The organism is Streptomyces sp. CNZ301 (assembly GCF_004217425.1).
The window spans coordinates 404,439-419,786 of the sequence record NZ_SHLG01000002.1 but is presented as its reverse complement, the minus strand read 5'-3'; the positions used below and the strand labels follow the sequence as shown (position 1 = coordinate 419,786).

General features: G+C 72.1%; 11 protein-coding genes. 3 read left to right on the top strand and 8 right to left on the bottom strand.

Going from position 1 to position 15,348, the window contains the following annotated elements; translation table 11 throughout:
• Positions 1-103: 103 nt before the first annotated feature.
• Positions 104-1,594 carry a M1 family metallopeptidase gene (locus EV375_RS26015; RefSeq protein ID WP_207228466.1) on the bottom strand — a complete coding sequence of 497 codons (1,491 nt, stop codon included), beginning with the start codon at positions 1,592-1,594 and terminating at the stop codon, positions 104-106.
• A gap of 137 nt (positions 1,595-1,731) precedes the next feature.
• The gene (locus EV375_RS26010; protein WP_130302375.1) at positions 1,732-2,658 is read right to left on the bottom strand and encodes an FAD-dependent oxidoreductase; all 927 of its coding nucleotides are present in this window, start codon (positions 2,656-2,658) and stop codon (positions 1,732-1,734) included.
• 160 nt (positions 2,659-2,818) lie between these two features.
• On the opposite strand from EV375_RS26010, the gene EV375_RS26005 reads away from it, so the two are divergent.
• Together EV375_RS26005 and EV375_RS26000 are read left to right on the top strand one after the other, a co-directional pair.
• A complete protein-coding gene (locus tag EV375_RS26005) occupies positions 2,819-6,295 on the top strand; it encodes a hypothetical protein (protein WP_130302374.1) in 3,477 nt (1,158 codons plus the stop codon).
• A 111-nt stretch (positions 6,296-6,406) separates the two neighbouring features.
• Positions 6,407-8,086 (top strand): ABC-F family ATP-binding cassette domain-containing protein, encoded by a 1,680-nt coding sequence (locus EV375_RS26000; RefSeq protein WP_130302373.1) that lies wholly within the window; start codon positions 6,407-6,409, stop codon positions 8,084-8,086.
• A gap of 179 nt (positions 8,087-8,265) precedes the next feature.
• Here the strand turns inward: EV375_RS26000 and EV375_RS25995 are convergent, their stop codons facing one another.
• From EV375_RS25995 to EV375_RS25985, 4 genes are all read right to left on the bottom strand, one after another.
• Positions 8,266-10,704 carry a Tex family protein gene (locus tag EV375_RS25995; protein WP_486588815.1) on the bottom strand — a complete coding sequence of 813 codons (2,439 nt, stop codon included), beginning with the start codon at positions 10,702-10,704 and terminating at the stop codon, positions 8,266-8,268.
• A gap of 163 nt (positions 10,705-10,867) precedes the next feature.
• Positions 10,868-10,993, bottom strand: coding sequence for an LPFR motif small protein (locus EV375_RS29985; RefSeq protein WP_486588814.1), 126 nt, complete (start codon positions 10,991-10,993; stop codon positions 10,868-10,870).
• A gap of 88 nt (positions 10,994-11,081) precedes the next feature.
• Complete coding sequence (locus tag EV375_RS25990) at positions 11,082-11,942, bottom strand: SCO6745 family protein (protein ID WP_130302371.1); 861 nt, start codon at positions 11,940-11,942, stop codon at positions 11,082-11,084.
• Positions 11,943-12,040: 98 nt separating this feature from the next.
• On the bottom strand, positions 12,041-12,922 hold the full coding sequence (locus EV375_RS25985) for an enoyl-CoA hydratase/isomerase family protein (protein WP_130302370.1): 882 nt from the start codon (positions 12,920-12,922) through the stop codon (positions 12,041-12,043).
• A 246-nt stretch (positions 12,923-13,168) separates the two neighbouring features.
• Between EV375_RS25985 and EV375_RS25980 the strand changes: the two genes are divergently transcribed.
• Positions 13,169-13,717, top strand: coding sequence for an ATP-binding protein (locus EV375_RS25980; RefSeq protein WP_130302369.1), 549 nt, complete (start codon positions 13,169-13,171; stop codon positions 13,715-13,717).
• Here EV375_RS25980 and idi read toward each other — a convergent pair.
• Complete coding sequence (idi, locus tag EV375_RS25975) at positions 13,692-14,252, bottom strand: isopentenyl-diphosphate Delta-isomerase (protein WP_130302368.1); 561 nt, start codon at positions 14,250-14,252, stop codon at positions 13,692-13,694. The genes EV375_RS25980 and idi overlap by 26 nt on opposite strands.
• Positions 14,253-14,317: 65 nt before the next feature.
• Positions 14,318-15,253: a cation diffusion facilitator family transporter gene (locus tag EV375_RS25970; protein ID WP_130302367.1), complete on the bottom strand. Its 936-nt coding sequence runs from the start codon at positions 15,251-15,253 to the stop codon at positions 14,318-14,320.
• Positions 15,254-15,348 lie beyond the last annotated feature (95 nt).

Sequence of the window (15,348 nt, the reverse complement as noted above, 5' to 3'; positions counted from 1 at the left end):
GCGCACGGCCCGGCCCCGGGAGCGGAGACCGCCTCCCGGGGCCGGGCCGTGCGCGGTGTGTGCGGCGCGAGGTGCCGGGCGCCCCGCCGGGTGTGACGCAGGTTCAGTGGCGGTGCGCGCCGTGCACGGCCTGGATCTCCTCCCACGACTTGGGCCGTTTCCCATCGGCGGCGTTCACGTCGCCGCCGAGCGCCGGCTTCTTCGGCTTCGAGGTCTTGTACAGCCAGGTGTCGAACAGCGATGAGAGGGACTTGCCGGAGACCTTCTCCGCGTACTTCACGAAGTCCCCGACGCGCGCGTTGCCGCCCTCGCGCTCGGCCGGCCAGCCCTTGAGGATCCTGAAGAAGTCCTTGTCGCCGATCTTGTTGCGCAGTGCCTGCAGCGCCATGGCGCCGCGGTCGTAGACGGCGGCGTGGAACTGGTTCTCGGGCCCCGGATCGCCCGGAGCGACCTTCCAGAACGAGTCGTTCGCGGGGTAGGACTCGTAGACCTCGGAGGCGATCTCCTGTGCCGTGCCGTCGCCCTCCTTCTCCGACCACAGCCACGACGCGTACGAGGCGAAGCCCTCGTTGAGCCAGATGTCGCGCCACTTCCGCACCGAGACGCTGTCCCCGTACCACTGGTGCGCCAGTTCGTGCACGACGACGGAGACGTCGGTGCCGTCCTTGAAGCGCGCGTTGCCGTAGAACGGCCGCGTCTGGGTCTCGAGCGCGAAGCGGGCACCGCTGGCAGGCACGTAGCCGCCGATGGAGCTGAACGGGTATTCGCCGAGGACGCTCTCCAGCCAGTCGGTGATCTCGGCGGTTCGCTCGACACTGGCGCGCGCCGAACCGTCCTCGTCGCCGAGCTTCCTGCTGTAGGCGTTGATGACCGGTGTGCCGCTCTCCGTCCGGCTCCTGGTGACGTCGAACTTCCCCACGGCCATGGTCGCCAGATAGGTGGCCTGCGGCTGCCCGGAGCGCCAGTTGGCACGGGTCCAGCCGCCTCCGGCCGGCTCCTCCGAGACGAGGTCGCCGTTGCTGATGCTCTTGTAGCCCTCGGGTACCGCGATGCTGATGTCGAACGTCGCCTTGTCGCTGGGGTGGTCGTTGCTGGGGTACCACCACCACGCGGATTCCGGCTCGTTGGCGGCGACCGCTCCGTCGGGGGTGCGCTGCCACGACGTGTAGCCGTCGACCTCCACCGTCGAGGGGACGCCCGAGTAGCGGACGACGACGCTGAACTTCTCGCCCTTCGCGAGCGGTTCGGCGGGCGTGACTTCCAGTTCGTGGGAGCCGGAGGTGGAGATCTTCGCCTTGCGGCCGTTGACGTGCACTTCCTTCACGTCGAGCGCGAAGTCCAGGTTGAAGCGGCTCAGTTCCTGGGTGGCCTTGGCGAGGACCGTCGCCGTGCCGCTCAACTCGTCCGTCTTCGGCTGGTACTTCAGCCGCAGATCGTAGTGCGAGACGTTGTAGCCGCCGTTGCCGTAGTCCGGGTAGTAGGAGTCTCCCGCTCCCGGTGCGCCCGGTGAAGGACCGGCCTCGGCCGCGGAGGCCGGGACGGTCAGCGCGAGAACGGCAGCCACCGCGCCCGTAACGATGAGTCTTTGACGCACGAGTCCTCCAACTCCCTTGCGACAGCGCGAAGATGCGCGATGTGAGCAGTCGCAGGGTATGTACTCCGCTCGTCCTCCGTATCTGTTTCGTGTGTATCTACACATGAATGCCGTGCGGCTGGAATCCGCCGCTGCGTTCAGCCCTGCGTGCCCTTGTGCCCGGCGTCTCCCAGCAGCCGCACCGCCTCCAGTGCGCAGCCCCACGAGACCGTGACACCCGCGCCGCCGTGACCGTAGTTGTGCACGCACAGCGCGCCGTCCGGCAGCGTCTCCGTCTCCAGCCGGACCCGGGGGCGGTACGGGCGCAGCCCCACGCGGACCTCGAGGACGCGCGCCTGCGCGAGCTCGGGGTGGACGCGGGCGCAACGCTCCACGACGGCCCGCGTGGTTGCCGGGTCGGGAGTGGTCTCCTCCGCGTCCTCGTCGGCCGTGCCGCCCAGCAACAGGCCGTAGGGCTGCGGCAGTACGTAGGTGGTCTCGCTCGCGCCCGCCTCCGAGGAGAGGAACCACTCCTCGATGCCCGGGTTCTCCACGACGACGATCTGCCCCCGTACGGGCCGCACTTCGGTGTCGCCGACCAGCTCGCGCGCTCCGAGCCCGCTGCAGTCGACCACCACCGGCGCCTCGGCCGACGCCTCCGCGAGAGAGGCGGCCGTGCGCTGTTCGCAGCGGCCGCCCGCGGCCGTCAACCTCCCCCGCAGATAAGGGAGATAGGTCTGCATGTCGACAAGGGGGGTGCGTGGCGGCGATCCGATGAGGGACATCCACTCCGGCGGTACGGAGGACGACGCCCCTCCTTCAAGGGTGCCCCGCACCAGCCGTACTCCCGTGAGCGCCGGCTGTTCGGCGAGCCACGCGAACTTCCGGAACGAGCGCACCGCCCACTCCAGCGCCTTCTCCCTGGGTTCGATGCGGTACGGCCAGCACAGACCTCCGGAGATCCCCGACGCCGTGTCCGCGTCCCGGTCGCGGCTCCACACCCGAACGTCCAGGCCGCGCTCGGCGAGCAGCACGGCCGTCGTCAGCCCGCTCACCCCGCCGCCGACGACGATCACTTCATCCATGCCGCGACGTTATCCCGCCGCGACTCGTGGGAACCGTCCGACGGTAGGAGATGCCCCGGCAGCCGCTTGCGCACACGTGCCGGCCGCAAAACACTCACGTCCTGCACATCCCTGCGGAGAACCCTTACGCGTGGCACATACAGCGGGCAGAATCCGCGCCATGTCCCGTGCAGCCGCCACCGAACTTCTCGACGTTCTCGAGCCGCTCGCATATCCGCAGCGCACCCGGCAGGTCGCGGCCCACGCACGGGCCGCCGGCCCCGAGGAGCTGACGGGACTTCTGCACGGGCTCGAGGAGTACGGGACGTACGGGCAGCGGATCGCCGTGATCGCCGCGTGCGCGGGCCAGGACACCGACTACCTCTCCGCCCGGCTGGCACACCCCGACCCCTTCATCCGAGGTCACGCCCAGCGCGCGGCCGCCGCACCCTCCTCCCGTGTCAGCGACGACGCGCTGTGGGTGGCCCTGCACGACGCGCCGTCCGCGGTACGGGCCCAACTGGCGCGCACCATCGTCCGAGGGCGGCGCACACAGCTCACGGACGGCCTGATCGACGCCGTCCGCGGCCGCTGGGGCGACGCGGAGGCAGCGCGGCTGCTCCCGGCCTGCAGCCCCGAGACGGCGGCCCGTCTGCTGCCGGCGCTCTTCCACGCCGTCACCGGCTGGCGCTCGCTGGCGGCCCGGCACCCGGATCTCCTTCTGGCCGAGGCGGGGCGGCAGTTGGAAGACCTGCCGCACGTGCTGCGCGAGCAGTGGTGGCGGCAGTACGGGGCCGGGATCGCCCGCGCGGCCGCCGCCCGGCCGCGACGCGTGCTGGATCTGCTGGAGCAGTACCGCGAGGAGGGCCTGCTCACGCCTGAGTTCCTTCCGCACCTCGTGCGGCTCGTCTCGGCCGACCCGGGACGTGCGCTGCGGCTGCTGCTGCGTCCCGCCCAGATCGGCCGGCTTCGCGAGACCGGGCTGCCGGCGCACGTGCTGCGGCGACTGGTGCACGTCGGTCCGGCCGAACTGGAGGACCTGGGGCGGGTGTTCAGCGGCCACCCCGCGCGCCTGGCGGAGCTGCTGCACGCGCTGCCCCCCGGCCGCCGGGCCGGTTTCTACGAAGCCGTGACCGACGCCGAGGAACGTGAGCACGCACCCGTGCACGAGGAGGTGCTCCGGGCGCTGCCGCACAGCCTCCGGGAGGAGGAGGCCCGGCGGATGGCGCACCAGGCGCGCGCACGCGGAGCGCACTGGTCGACCGCGACGGCCGCCCTGGCGCATCTGCCCGACGAATCGGCGTACGCGGAAGTCACCGCCGCCACTCGCCGTCCCTCGCCCGAGGACAGGGCCCTGGCCTGGCCGATGCTGGTGCGTCAGGCCGCACACACCTCGGAGCGCCACGGCGGCAACCGGACCGTGGTGACGGCCCTCGTGGCGGACATGGCCCGGCTGCGCGACGAGCAGGAGTCCGTACGGGCCGCGGCGCTCGGCGCCCTCGCGGACCTTCCGGCGCGGCTCTTCGAGGACGCCGCCGTCGAGCACCTGGACCGTGTCGCGGGCGACGCCGTGGGGGCGCCGGGCTCCTCGCAGGAGAGCCGCGCCGCACTCGGCCGGCTCGCCCGCTCGGTGCTGCGCGAGCACGTCGCCGGCGCCCAACAGGGCCTGACCGGATGGGCGTTGCGCACCATCGTCCGGCTCACGGGCAACACCGACGAGGCGGACCTCGGGCGTCTCGACCGGAGACTGCCGCACGGCGGGGAGCACGCCGTCTTCGAGGCGCTGCGTTACTGGCTGGAGGCGGGCGCCGAGAACGACGACCACGGCTTGACGTTCGCGCTCGCACGCGCCGTCGGCAGCCGCGCTTCGGGGATGCCGGAGTTGCAGCAACTACTGTGGCAGGCCGTCCAGTTCGGCACCGAGCACACCGCCCGCACCGCCGTCGAACTGTGGCTGGCCGACCCGGCGAGGAGGGCGGAGCGAGCCGAGCGGGTGCTCGCCGTGGACGCCTCGGCGGCGCTCCTGCCCATCGTCTCGCGGACGATCACGACGCGGCGCACGGATCTGCTCGACCCCGTCCTGGACGCCACCCCGCCCTGCGGCCGGTTCTTCAGCAAGGAGAGCCGCCGTCCGCAGCCGCCGGTCGGGAAGTGCACGGCGCGCTGGCTGCCGCGCCAACTGCGCGCCGCGGCGAAGCTCCTGGCGCAGGAGGCGGACGACGACAGCAGCGAGATGCCCGCGCGGCGAGCGGCACTGCGGCGCCTCGCCGCGATTCCCGGTGAGGGCGGCAGGGAGCTGCGGCTGTGGGCGAACGACCCGGTCGAGGCCGAGTCGGAACTCGCCGACACCGCGCTGGCGGCCACCGTGCGGACCGACCGGCCCGACGAGGCGCTTCCGCTGCTGCTGGAGCACGTCCGCGACGGGCGCGCCCACATCGCCGTCCCCGCGCTGCCCCGCGCGTTCCGGTACACCGCCCCGTGGCGGTTGTCGGACGTGCTGCGCCGTCTGCTGCTCCCGGCGTCCGGCGCGCCGCAGACGGAGCAGCGGAGCCGGCCGGGCGCCGAGCGCGGCCCGGAGGAGGTCCGCACCGCAGCCGCGTCGCTCGCCGCACGCAGAACGGCCGTGCGGCTCGCCGTGGAGTGCCTGCCCCTGGCCGAGGCGGCGGAGCTGCTGCTGAAGGTCTACTCGCTCCCGGGCCAGCACCCGGATGTGAAGTCGGCATGCGTGAGGTGCGCACCGCGGCTGCTCGACGACGACCGCGCCTGGGAAATCGTCGAATCCGCGGCACAGGGAGTGCCCGTACTGCGCCACGCCCTGATGCGCGTACGTCCCCTCGAACTGCCCGAGCGGCACCGGGAACGGTACGCCGGGCTGATCACCGGCCTGTGCCACGTGGACGACCGGGGTGTGACCGAGGCCGTCTACTCCTCGCTGGCCGACTGGGCGCTGTGGGCACCGGACGCGGCGGCCGTGCTGTCCTCGGCCGTCACCGACCTGGGCAACCGCGGCACCTGGCGGCAGGCCGCCGAAGGGCTCGTCGAGCTGGTGATCACGCTTCCCGGCACCGGCCGCACGCTCGAACAGGTGCTGTCCGGGCTCATCGCCGCGGACTCCGCGCCCGACACCCCCGACGCCCGCGCCGACCGCGACCGCCCGGCCAGGCGCCGCGTCCAGCACATCGCCCGCACTCTCGGCGAGTGCGCGGGGCAGCGGGACGCCGCCCGCCGCCCTGCCGGACGGACGGGCGTACTCCTCGCCGGGCACGAGGAGTTCGTACCTGTCGCGGCGAAACTGCTGTGCTCGGCGGTGACCCTGGAGAGCGACCCGGAAACCGTCGGCCGTCAGCTGCGCGGCATCGCCGGCCTGCACGGTCACCGCCCCGGACTGGCGTGGCGGACCGCCGAGGAGCTGCGCCGCTCGCTGCGTCCCCTCCAGCGGCCGGCCGAGACGAGGGAGCGGCTGCTGCCCGTGGCGCGGGAGCTCGCCGAGGACGGCGGCACGGCGGCGGGGCTGCTGGCCGTGACGCTCGCCGCCGCGGTCAACCCGGCATCCGGCTGGTCGGAGTCCTGGCGTGAACTGCTGCGGGCGATGCGCCGCCACGAGGTGCCCGACGTGCGGGCCGCCGCACTGGAGCTGGAGACCGACCCGGGGGAGTGACCGGCTCCCGCGGTGACCGGCCCCCGCGGCCGTGCTCCCGGCCGGCCATGCCGTCGCCGAAGCCCGGAATGCGCGCGACCTCCGTCAGAAGTACCCGTAGCATCGGCGGGCATGTCCGCAACTCTCGTCGCCAAGGCACTCGCGGCAGGTCACGGTGACCGCACGCTCTTCTCCGGACTGGGTCTCGTCGTCGCCCCCGGGGAAGTGGTGGGCCTCGTCGGGGTGAACGGCGCCGGAAAGTCCACCCTGCTTCGGATCCTCGCCGGGCTGACCGGGCCCGAGGAGGGGGAGGTGTCGCTCAACCCGCCGGAAGCGACGGTGGGCCACCTCCCGCAGGAACCGGAGCGGCGTGCGGGCGAGACGGTCCGCGCCTTCCTGGAACGCCGCACCGGCGTGGCGGCGGCCCAGAGGGCGCTGGACGAGAGCACACGCGCCCTGGAGGAGAACCGGAACGGCGCCGCAGACGCCTACGCCCTGGCCCTGGAACGCTGGCTGGCCCTCGGCGCCGCCGACCTGAGCGAAAGAGCGGCGGAAGTCACCTCCCGGCTCGGCCTGGACGTGGCCCTCGACCGCCCGATGACGACCCTCTCCGGGGGCCAGGCCGCCCGCACCTCCCTGGCGTCCCTGCTGCTCAGCCGCTACGACGTCTTCCTCCTGGACGAGCCCACGAACGACCTGGACATGGACGGTCTCCACATCCTGGAGACCTTCGTCGGCGGCCTGCGCGCCGCCACGGTGCTCGTCAGCCACGACCGGGAGTTCCTCTCCCGGACCGTGGACAGCGTGCTCGAACTCGACCTCGCGCAGCAGCTCGTGAGCCAGTACGGCGGCGGATACGACAGCTACCTGGAGGAGCGCGCCCGCGCCCGCAGCCACGCCCGCGAGGAGTACGAGGAGTACGCACGGACCCGTGCCGGACTGGAGGCCAGGGCGCGGCAGCAGCGCGGCTGGATGGACAAGGGCGTGCGCAACGCCCGCCGGAAGATGCCCGACAACGACAAGAACGTGCGCAACGCCCGCATCGAGGCCACGGAGAAACAGGCCGCCAAGGCGCGGCAGACGGACCGGATGATCGAACGCCTCGACGCCGAGGCCGTGGAGGAGCCGCGCAAGGAGTGGCAGCTGCGCATGGAGATCGCGGCCGCACCGCGGTCGGGGTCCGTCGTCGCCACGCTCCGGGGTGCCCGGGTGCGCCGCGGCGACTTCGCGCTGGGGCCCGTCGACCTCCAGATCGACTGGCGCGACCGCGTCACCGTCACCGGGCCCAACGGAGCCGGCAAGTCCACTCTCCTGGCCGCCCTGCTCGGCCGCGCCGAACTCGAGGCGGGCAACGCCTCCTTGGGCTCCGGCGTGGTCATCGGCGAGGTCGACCAGGCGCGCCGCCTCTTCCACGGGGAGGAGAGCCTGCTGGACGCCTTCCGCGACGCCGCGGCGATGGAGCCGGAAGAAGTACGCACGCTGCTCGCGAAGTTCGGGCTCTCGGCCCGTCATGTGCTGCGTCCCGCGGCGACCCTCTCACCCGGCGAGCGGACCCGGGCGGCGCTGGCGCTCCTTCAGGGGCGCGGTGTGAACCTGCTGGTGCTGGACGAGCCCACGAACCACCTCGACCTGCCGGCCATCGAGCAACTGGAGGCGGCGCTGGCCTCCTACGAGGGCACGCTGCTGCTCGTCACCCACGACCGCCGCATGCTGGAGGCCGTTCGCACGACGCGGCACATCGAGGTGTCCGGCGGCACCGTACGGGAACGCCGGCGCCCGGAGGCCTCCCCGGCGCAAGCTCCGCCTCGGTAGGCACCCCGGGACGCTTGCCCTCGGTCCGGGGGGCTGGGAGCGGGGCCGACCGCCCGCCCTCAACTGCGTGGTGACGCCGCCGCATTCGTCACCGCGGGCCCGGATGCGGGGTGCAACGGCCGGGCTGCTCCCGTGCAACGGCCGGGCCACCCCCGCGGGGGTGGCCCGGCCGCGCGCGCTCAGCGCTTCTTGCCGTCGCCGCCCAGCAGCCCGGCCCTGCGCAACGCGTCCGCCATCTCGCTGTTGGCGGGCTGCGCGTCGCGGCGCTGCTGCCTGCCGCCGTTGCCGCCCCCGCTCTGCTTCCGGCCCTCGGGACGGCCTCCGCCCTGCTTCCCGCCGCCCTTGCGGGGCCCCGGCGTGCGGTCCGCGCCGCCCTGGCGCCTGCGGCGCTCACCGCCGCCGCTGCCGTCGCCGGCACCCGCACCGCCCCCGGAGGTGTCGTCGTCCAGCCGCATCGTCAGCGAGATGCGTTTGCGTGCCGCGTCGACCTCACGGACCTTCACCTTCACGATGTCGCCGGGCTTGGCGACGTCCCGCGGATCCTTCACGAAAGACTTCGACATCGCGGACACGTGCACAAGCCCGTCCTGGTGCACGCCCACGTCGACGAAGGCCCCGAACGCGGCCACGTTCGTGACCACGCCCTCCAGGACCATGCCCTCCTCGAGGTCCGTGAGCTTCTCCACGCCCTCCTTGAACGCGGCCGTCCTGAAGGCGGGACGCGGGTCGCGGCCGGGCTTCTCCAGCTCACGCAGGATGTCCGTGACGGTCGGCAGCCCGAAGGTGTCGTCCACGAACTGCTTCGCGTCGAGCGAGCGCAGCACCGCCGTGTTGCCGACGAGCGTGGTCACGTCGGTGCCGGCGGCCCGCACCATCGTGCGGACGACCGGGTAGGACTCGGGGTGCACGCTGGAGGCGTCCAGTGGGTCCTCGCCGTCGCGGATGCGCAGGAAGCCCGCGCACTGCTCGTACGCCTTCGGGCCCAGCCGCGCCACGTCCTTCAGTTCGCTGCGGTTCTTGAAGGGGCCCCGCCCGTCGCGGTGCGCGACGATGTTCTCCGCGAGGGACGTGCCGATGCCCGAGACGCGGGAGAGCAGCGGCGCGGACGCGGTGTTGACGTCCACGCCGACACCGTTCACACAGTCCTCCACGACGGCGTCGAGCGAGCGCGACAGCTTCACCTCGGACAGATCGTGCTGATACTGCCCCACACCGATCGACTTGGGGTCGATCTTGACCAGTTCCGCCAGCGGGTCCTGAAGCCGCCGTGCGATGGACACGGCACCGCGCAACGAGACGTCCAGTTCCGGCAGTTCCTGCGAGGCGTAGGCGGACGCCGAGTAAACGGAGGCGCCCGCCTCCGAGACCGTGACCTTCGTCAGCTTCAACTCCGGTTCGGCGGCGATGAGTTCGGCCGCCAGCTTGTCCGTCTCGCGGGAAGCCGTGCCGTTGCCGATCGCGATCAGCTCAACGGAGTGCTCCCGCGCCAGCACGGCGAGCTTCGCCAGCGACTCCTTCCACTGCTTCTGCGGGGCGTGCGGGTAAATGGTGTCCGTGGCGGCCACCTTGCCCGTCGCGTCGACGACGGCGACCTTCACGCCCGTGCGCAGACCCGGGTCGAGGCCGAGAGTCGCACGCGTGCCGGCCGGCGCGGCCAGCAGCAGATCACGCAGGTTCGACGCGAAGACCCCGACCGCCTCGTCCTCCGCGGCGGTGCGCAGCCGCACCCGCAGATCCAGGCCGAGGCGCACCACGATGCGCGTACGCCACGCCCAGCGCACCGTCTCCAGCAGCCAGGCGTCGCCGGGACGGCCCTCGTCGCGCACACCGAAGTGCTGGGCGATGGTGCTCTCGTACGAGCTGGGCGTGCCCCGCGCCGCGGTCTCTCCCGGCTCCTCCGGCTCCAGCGTCAGGTCGAGGATCTCCTCCTTCTCGCCGCGGAGCATGGCCAGCACCCGGTGGGAGGGAAGTTCCGTGAAGGCTTCGGTGTAGTCGAAGTAGTCCTTGAACTTGGCGCCCTGCTCCTCCTTGCCCTCGCGCACCTTGGCGGCGAGGTGGCCGCGCAGCCACATGCGCTCACGCAGTTCTCCGATCAGGTCGGCGTCCTCGCCGAAGCGCTCGGAGAGGATCGCACGGGCACCCTCCAGCGCCGCGGCCGCGTCGGCCACACCCTTCTCGGAGTCGACGAAGGCGGCGGCTGCGGCCTCCGGCTTGACGCCCGGGTCGCTCAGCAGCCCGTCCGCAAGGGGCTCCAGCCCGGCTTCGCGGGCGATCTGCGCCTTGGTGCGGCGCTTGGGCTTGAACGGCAGGTAGATGTCCTCCAGGCGGGCCTTCGTCTCGGCCGAGCGGATCTGCTCTTCCAGCTTCGGGTCGAGCTTGCCCTGGGACCGCACGGATTCGAGTACCGCCTCGCGCCGGTCCTCCAGCTCCCGCAGATAGTGCAGCCGCTCCTCGAGGGAGCGCAGCTGGGCGTCGTCGAGGAGCTCCGTCGCCTCCTTGCGGTAGCGCGCGATGAACGGCACGGTCGACCCGCCGTCGAGCAGCTCGACGGCGGCCTTGACCTGGCGCTCCCGTACGCCGAGTTCCTCGGCGATCCTGCCTTCGATGGTCGTCGTCACGATGGTTGGTCCGCCTTCTTGGTGCTGGGTGTCCCCGGTGAGCATGCATTGTGGCAGGTGGCACCGTCAGGCGGGGGTACGGACCGGGCCCGCGTGCGGAAAACTCCGCACGCGGGCCCGGCCGTTGTACCGTCTCCCGTTGTCCTGTCGCGTGGTAGGAGGCTCAGACCCTGCGGCCGGCCCTCGGCGCGCCGCCGAAGAGGCGCGCCACGAGGCGGAAGGGCAGGGTCACCACGGTCGCGATGGCGCCCGCGACCATGCGGAGTGCGTCTGCGATAGCTCGGAACATACGCACCGGGTGGCCCCGAACGGTGCACGCAAACCCCGGGCGGGCCCGGTGCCCGACCCGCAGCGGGCCAACCTGCCCGCAGCCCGTGTCACTTGCCGAACAGGTCCGCCGGGAAGGCACCCGCGTTCGCGGCCGACGCGGCGAAGCCTCCGGCCAGTTCGGTGAGCCGCGCCACCCCCTGCTCACCCAGATGCTCGTAGGGGGCGCTGTCCAGAAGGTCGGTGCTGTGCTCCAGCTCCTTGCGCAAGGAGGCGCCCTCCTCGGTGAGTTCGCCCTCGGCGTCCAGCAGGCCGCGCTCCCGCAGCCGCTGCTGGGCCGCCGTCCAGTCCTGCTGGTTGTAACCGCGCGTCGACAGCACCCACTTGGGGGACATGCCGCGACCGCTGGAAGTGTGACTGACGAGAGCCTCCAACGGGTCCAGGCCCGCCGAGAGCAGCACGGCTATGTGCGAGTCGCCGCGGTGTTCGCGCAGCACGGTGGCGGCGTGCCAGTAGGCCAGGTGCGGCGCCTCCGGCACGGGCAGGTCGGCATTGGCGGCGTAGAGCGGACGGCCCGGGCGCGTGCAGCCTTCGGTGGCCTTCAGCGCGAGCTGTGCAGCCTCGGTCATCTCCGGGGAGGTGAGGACCTCTTCGCCGAGCAGCTCACGGAGCATCGAATCGACGGCCCGCAGCCGCGCGGCGAGCACCGTCGCGGGCGAGGCGGACTCCCACACGGCGGGCACGAAGCGCGCGACGAGTGCGGGGCTGAAGTTGTAGAAGGTGGCGGTGACCGTGCCGGCATTCACCGCACCGAGAGGCGCGGCACGGCCCGCGAGGTAGACGGCGCTGGGGTCCTCGATGCCGTACGGGGCGAGCTCCTTGCCCAGCGCGGGGGAGAAGTACACGGCCGAGTGGAGGGGATTGAGCATGTTGTGGCACCGGCGGGCGGCGCGTTCCGGGAGAGACGTCATGACCACACGTTACCGATAGGTAATTCTCCTGTCCCGGTCTCCTCCCGGGGCAGCCGTGCGGCGCGGGCCTGCGGGGACGGGTGGCCTCGCCTGCGGCGCTACCGGCTCGCCGGACCCGCCGGACCCGCCGGACCAGGGGCCCAGCGGAAGCGCGGGGCCCGCCGTTCCATGAACGCGGCGGCGCCCTCGGCCGCTTCGCCGCTCTCCGCGGCCACCCGCCGCCAGTGCTCGGTACGTGACGCGTCCACCGTGCTCCCTGTGAACTCCTTTGCCGCCGCCTGCGTCAGCTGCGAACGCTCGACCAGCGTGCGCGTGAAGGCGCGGACGCGTTCGTCCAGGCTCTCCTGCGGGTGCACCTCGTCCACGAACCCGCTGCGCAGCGCGCGGTCCGCGTCGATCAACTCACCGGAGTAGAGAAGGTACTTGGCCGTCGCGGGCCCCACGAGCCGGACGAGGCGCTGCGTGGACGAGGCCGGGTAGACGATGCCGAGCTTCGCCGGTGTGACGCCGAACAGCGAGCCCTGCGCGGCGAACCGCAGATCGCATGCCGCCGCGAGCTGCGCGCCGCCTCCCACGCAGTGGCCGCGCACGGCTGCCAGCGTCGGCTTGGGGAACGCGCTCAGTGCCTCCTCGGCCGCGATCGCGAGTGCCTGTGAGGACTCCACGGAGTCACGCAGAGTGGAGATGTCGGCTCCCGCGCAGAAGGTGTTCTGCGCGCCCGTCACGACGAGGACGCGTACGGATGCGTCGTCGGCGAGGGCCGAGAGCACCCCGGGCACCTCCCGCCACATGGCCTCGGTCATCGCGTTGCGCTTGGCCGGATTGTGGAGGACGAGGGTCGCCACGCCGTCCGCGTGCTCGGTGAGCAGCGTGGGCTGTGCCTGCTGTGTCTGCTCAGCCCACTGCGTCCGCTGTGCCTCAGTTGCCGCATGTGCCTGCGGCTCCGCCGGTCCTTGCTGCGCGGGTCGTGCTCGCTCCATGTACGGATCGTAGCCGGGACGGTGACCGGGCAGACGTCAGGCGGCGGGCCGGCGAGCACCGGAGCATGGGCGCAAGGTCTGTCACAGACCCGTCCCGGGCGGAAGTCTTCTGTCAATTGCCATCGATAAGTGCCGACTTGCGGTCAGTGGGCAGGAGCCGGCCCCTGGCGTACCAACACTCTATGCACGTACATCTGCAAGAACGCTCGCGTGCAAGTACATCCGGAGAGAATCGGGGTGCGGGAAATGGAGAACCGCGGGCGCATGGGGCCCGGAGCGGGCGGGATGTCCCCGGCGGCCCTGCCGGTGCAGGAACGGGCCGCACCACCGGTCCGCGAGGGAAGCTGGCGGTTCACCGCACCCGCCCTGGACTCCTCCGTGCCGCAACTGCGGTACGCCGTACGCGATCTCGTCCGGCGCCAGGGCGCCGTGCCGGAGGACGTCCTGCAGAACCTGCTGCTGATCCTCTCCGAACTGGCCACCAACGCCGTACGGCACGCGGCGCTGCTCTCACCCGAGATCGGAGTGGAGGTGGCCCTGCAGAACGGGTGGCTGCGCATCGCCGTGGAGGACAGCCACCCCTACAGACCCAAGGCCCTGGAGGCGGACCCCGATCAGGAGCACGTCGGCGGCAGGGGCCTGCTGCTCGTCAAGGTGATCACATCGGAGTCGGGCGGCGTGTGCGACGTCGAACAGACCGGCACGGGAGGCAAGGTGATCTGGGCGGCACTGCCCATCCCCGTCGTCCACGGCGGCCTGCCGCCGGCGGTCACCAGCCGGCCGTCGCTCCCGTGAGCTCCCCGATCGCGGGACGTGCCGCGTCGAGCACCGTCATGAACCAGGTGGAGAAGTCCCCTTCGGCCTGACGGCGGGCCAGCTCGCCCGAGGTGACGAACGCCGTCTCGGCGATCTCCTCCGGGTCGGGGCGCAGTTCGCCGCGTACGAGCCCCGCGAAGAGGTGGTTGTACTCCTGCTCGACGAGGCCCGAGTCGGGGTCGGGGTGGTTGTAGCGGACCGTGCCCGCCTCACGCAGCAGGAAAGGTGCGGTCCCGAGTTCCTCGCTCACGCGCCGCGCCGCTGCGGCGAAGGGCGACTCGCCCGGATAGGGATGTCCGCAGCAGGTGTTGGACCACACTCCGGGGGAGTGGTACTTGCCGAACGCGCGGCGCTGCAGCAGCAGCCGTCCCGAATCGTCGAAGAGGAAAACGGAGAACGCGCGGTGCAGCCGGCCCGGTGCCACATGTGCGGAGAGCTTCTCCGCGGTACCGATCGTGGTCCCGTCCTCATCGACCAGTTCGAGCATGATCGGTGCCGCTGCGCTGTTCGCCATGTTGATCCTTCTGTCGGGGCCGTCCGTCGTCCGCCTGCCGGCAACGGGCCCCAGTCTGCCGCAGATCAGTGGCACAACTTCGCTTCGTGGGCCGCATGTCCGCGCGGCTCCAGCTGGAACGTGCAGTGCTCGACGTCGAAATGGTCACCGAGGCAGAGCTGCAGGTCGTGCAGCACTCTCTCGTGCCCCGCGGTGCCCAGCGTCTCCTGTGTGACCACCACATGGGCCGAGAGCACCGGCATGCCGGAAGTGATCGTCCACACATGCAGATCGTGCAGCCCGACCACACCCTCCACGGAGAGGATGTGCTCACGCACCTCGGCCATGTCCACGTCCCGCGGAGCCGCCTCCAGCAGCACGTCCAGGGCCTCCCGCGCCAACTTGAGCGTGCGGGGGACGATCATCGCGCCGATGACGAGGGAGGCGGCGGGGTCGGCACCCTGCCATCCCGTCGTCGCGACGATCACGGCGGAGATCAGCACGGCCAGCGAACCCAGGGCGTCCGCCAGCACCTCCAGGAAGGCGCCGCGCACATTGAGGCTCTCCCGCTGGCCGCGCAGCAGCAGCGAGAGCGAAACGACGTTCGCCACCAGGCCGATGCCGCCGAAGACCGCGGTGAGCACGCCGTCGGTCTGCGCCGGTTCGATGAAGCGCTCCACCGACTCGAAGAGGATGTAGCCGCCGACGCCCAGCAGCAGAAGGCAGTTGGCGAGCGCCGCGAGGATCTCGGCCCGGGCGAAGCCGAAGGTGCGCCGCTCGCTCGAAGGCCTGTTGGCGAAGTGGATCGCGAGCAGGGCCATGCCGAGTCCGAGGGCGTCGGTCGCCACATGCCCGGCGTCGGCCAGCAGGGCCAGCGAGTCGGCGAGCAGCCCGCCGACGATCTGTGTGACCAGGACGGTGAGCGTGATGAACAGGGCGACACGCAGCCGCTTCCGGTACGCGGCGGACGCGGTGCCGCCCGCCGCCGGAGCGGGCCCTCCGTGAGCGTGCCCAGCGCCCATCGCTGTGAGCCTCCGCGTCCTCGGTCCTGTGCGCCCAGCGCCTTTCGGACGCAAGTGAACTACGCCGGGCGGGCAGGTGCAACGCGACGCTGAAC

Excerpts from the sequence above, each read along its gene's own strand:
- EV375_RS25980 (WP_130302369.1), top strand. The coding sequence starts at position 13,169 with ATGGAGAACCGCGGGCGCATGGGGCCCGGAGCGGGCGGGATGTCCCCG.
- EV375_RS29985 (WP_486588814.1), bottom strand. The coding sequence starts at position 10,993 with ATGTTCCGAGCTATCGCAGACGCACTCCGCATGGTCGCGGGCGCCATC.
- EV375_RS25970 (WP_130302367.1), bottom strand. The coding sequence starts at position 15,253 with ATGGGCGCTGGGCACGCTCACGGAGGGCCCGCTCCGGCGGCGGGCGGC.
- EV375_RS25990 (WP_130302371.1), bottom strand. The coding sequence starts at position 11,942 with ATGACGTCTCTCCCGGAACGCGCCGCCCGCCGGTGCCACAACATGCTC.
- EV375_RS26010 (WP_130302375.1), bottom strand. The coding sequence starts at position 2,658 with ATGGATGAAGTGATCGTCGTCGGCGGCGGGGTGAGCGGGCTGACGACG.
- EV375_RS25985 (WP_130302370.1), bottom strand. The coding sequence starts at position 12,922 with ATGGAGCGAGCACGACCCGCGCAGCAAGGACCGGCGGAGCCGCAGGCA.
- EV375_RS26000 (WP_130302373.1), top strand. The coding sequence starts at position 6,407 with ATGTCCGCAACTCTCGTCGCCAAGGCACTCGCGGCAGGTCACGGTGAC.
- idi (WP_130302368.1), bottom strand. The coding sequence starts at position 14,252 with ATGGCGAACAGCGCAGCGGCACCGATCATGCTCGAACTGGTCGATGAG.
- EV375_RS26005 (WP_130302374.1), top strand. The coding sequence starts at position 2,819 with ATGTCCCGTGCAGCCGCCACCGAACTTCTCGACGTTCTCGAGCCGCTC.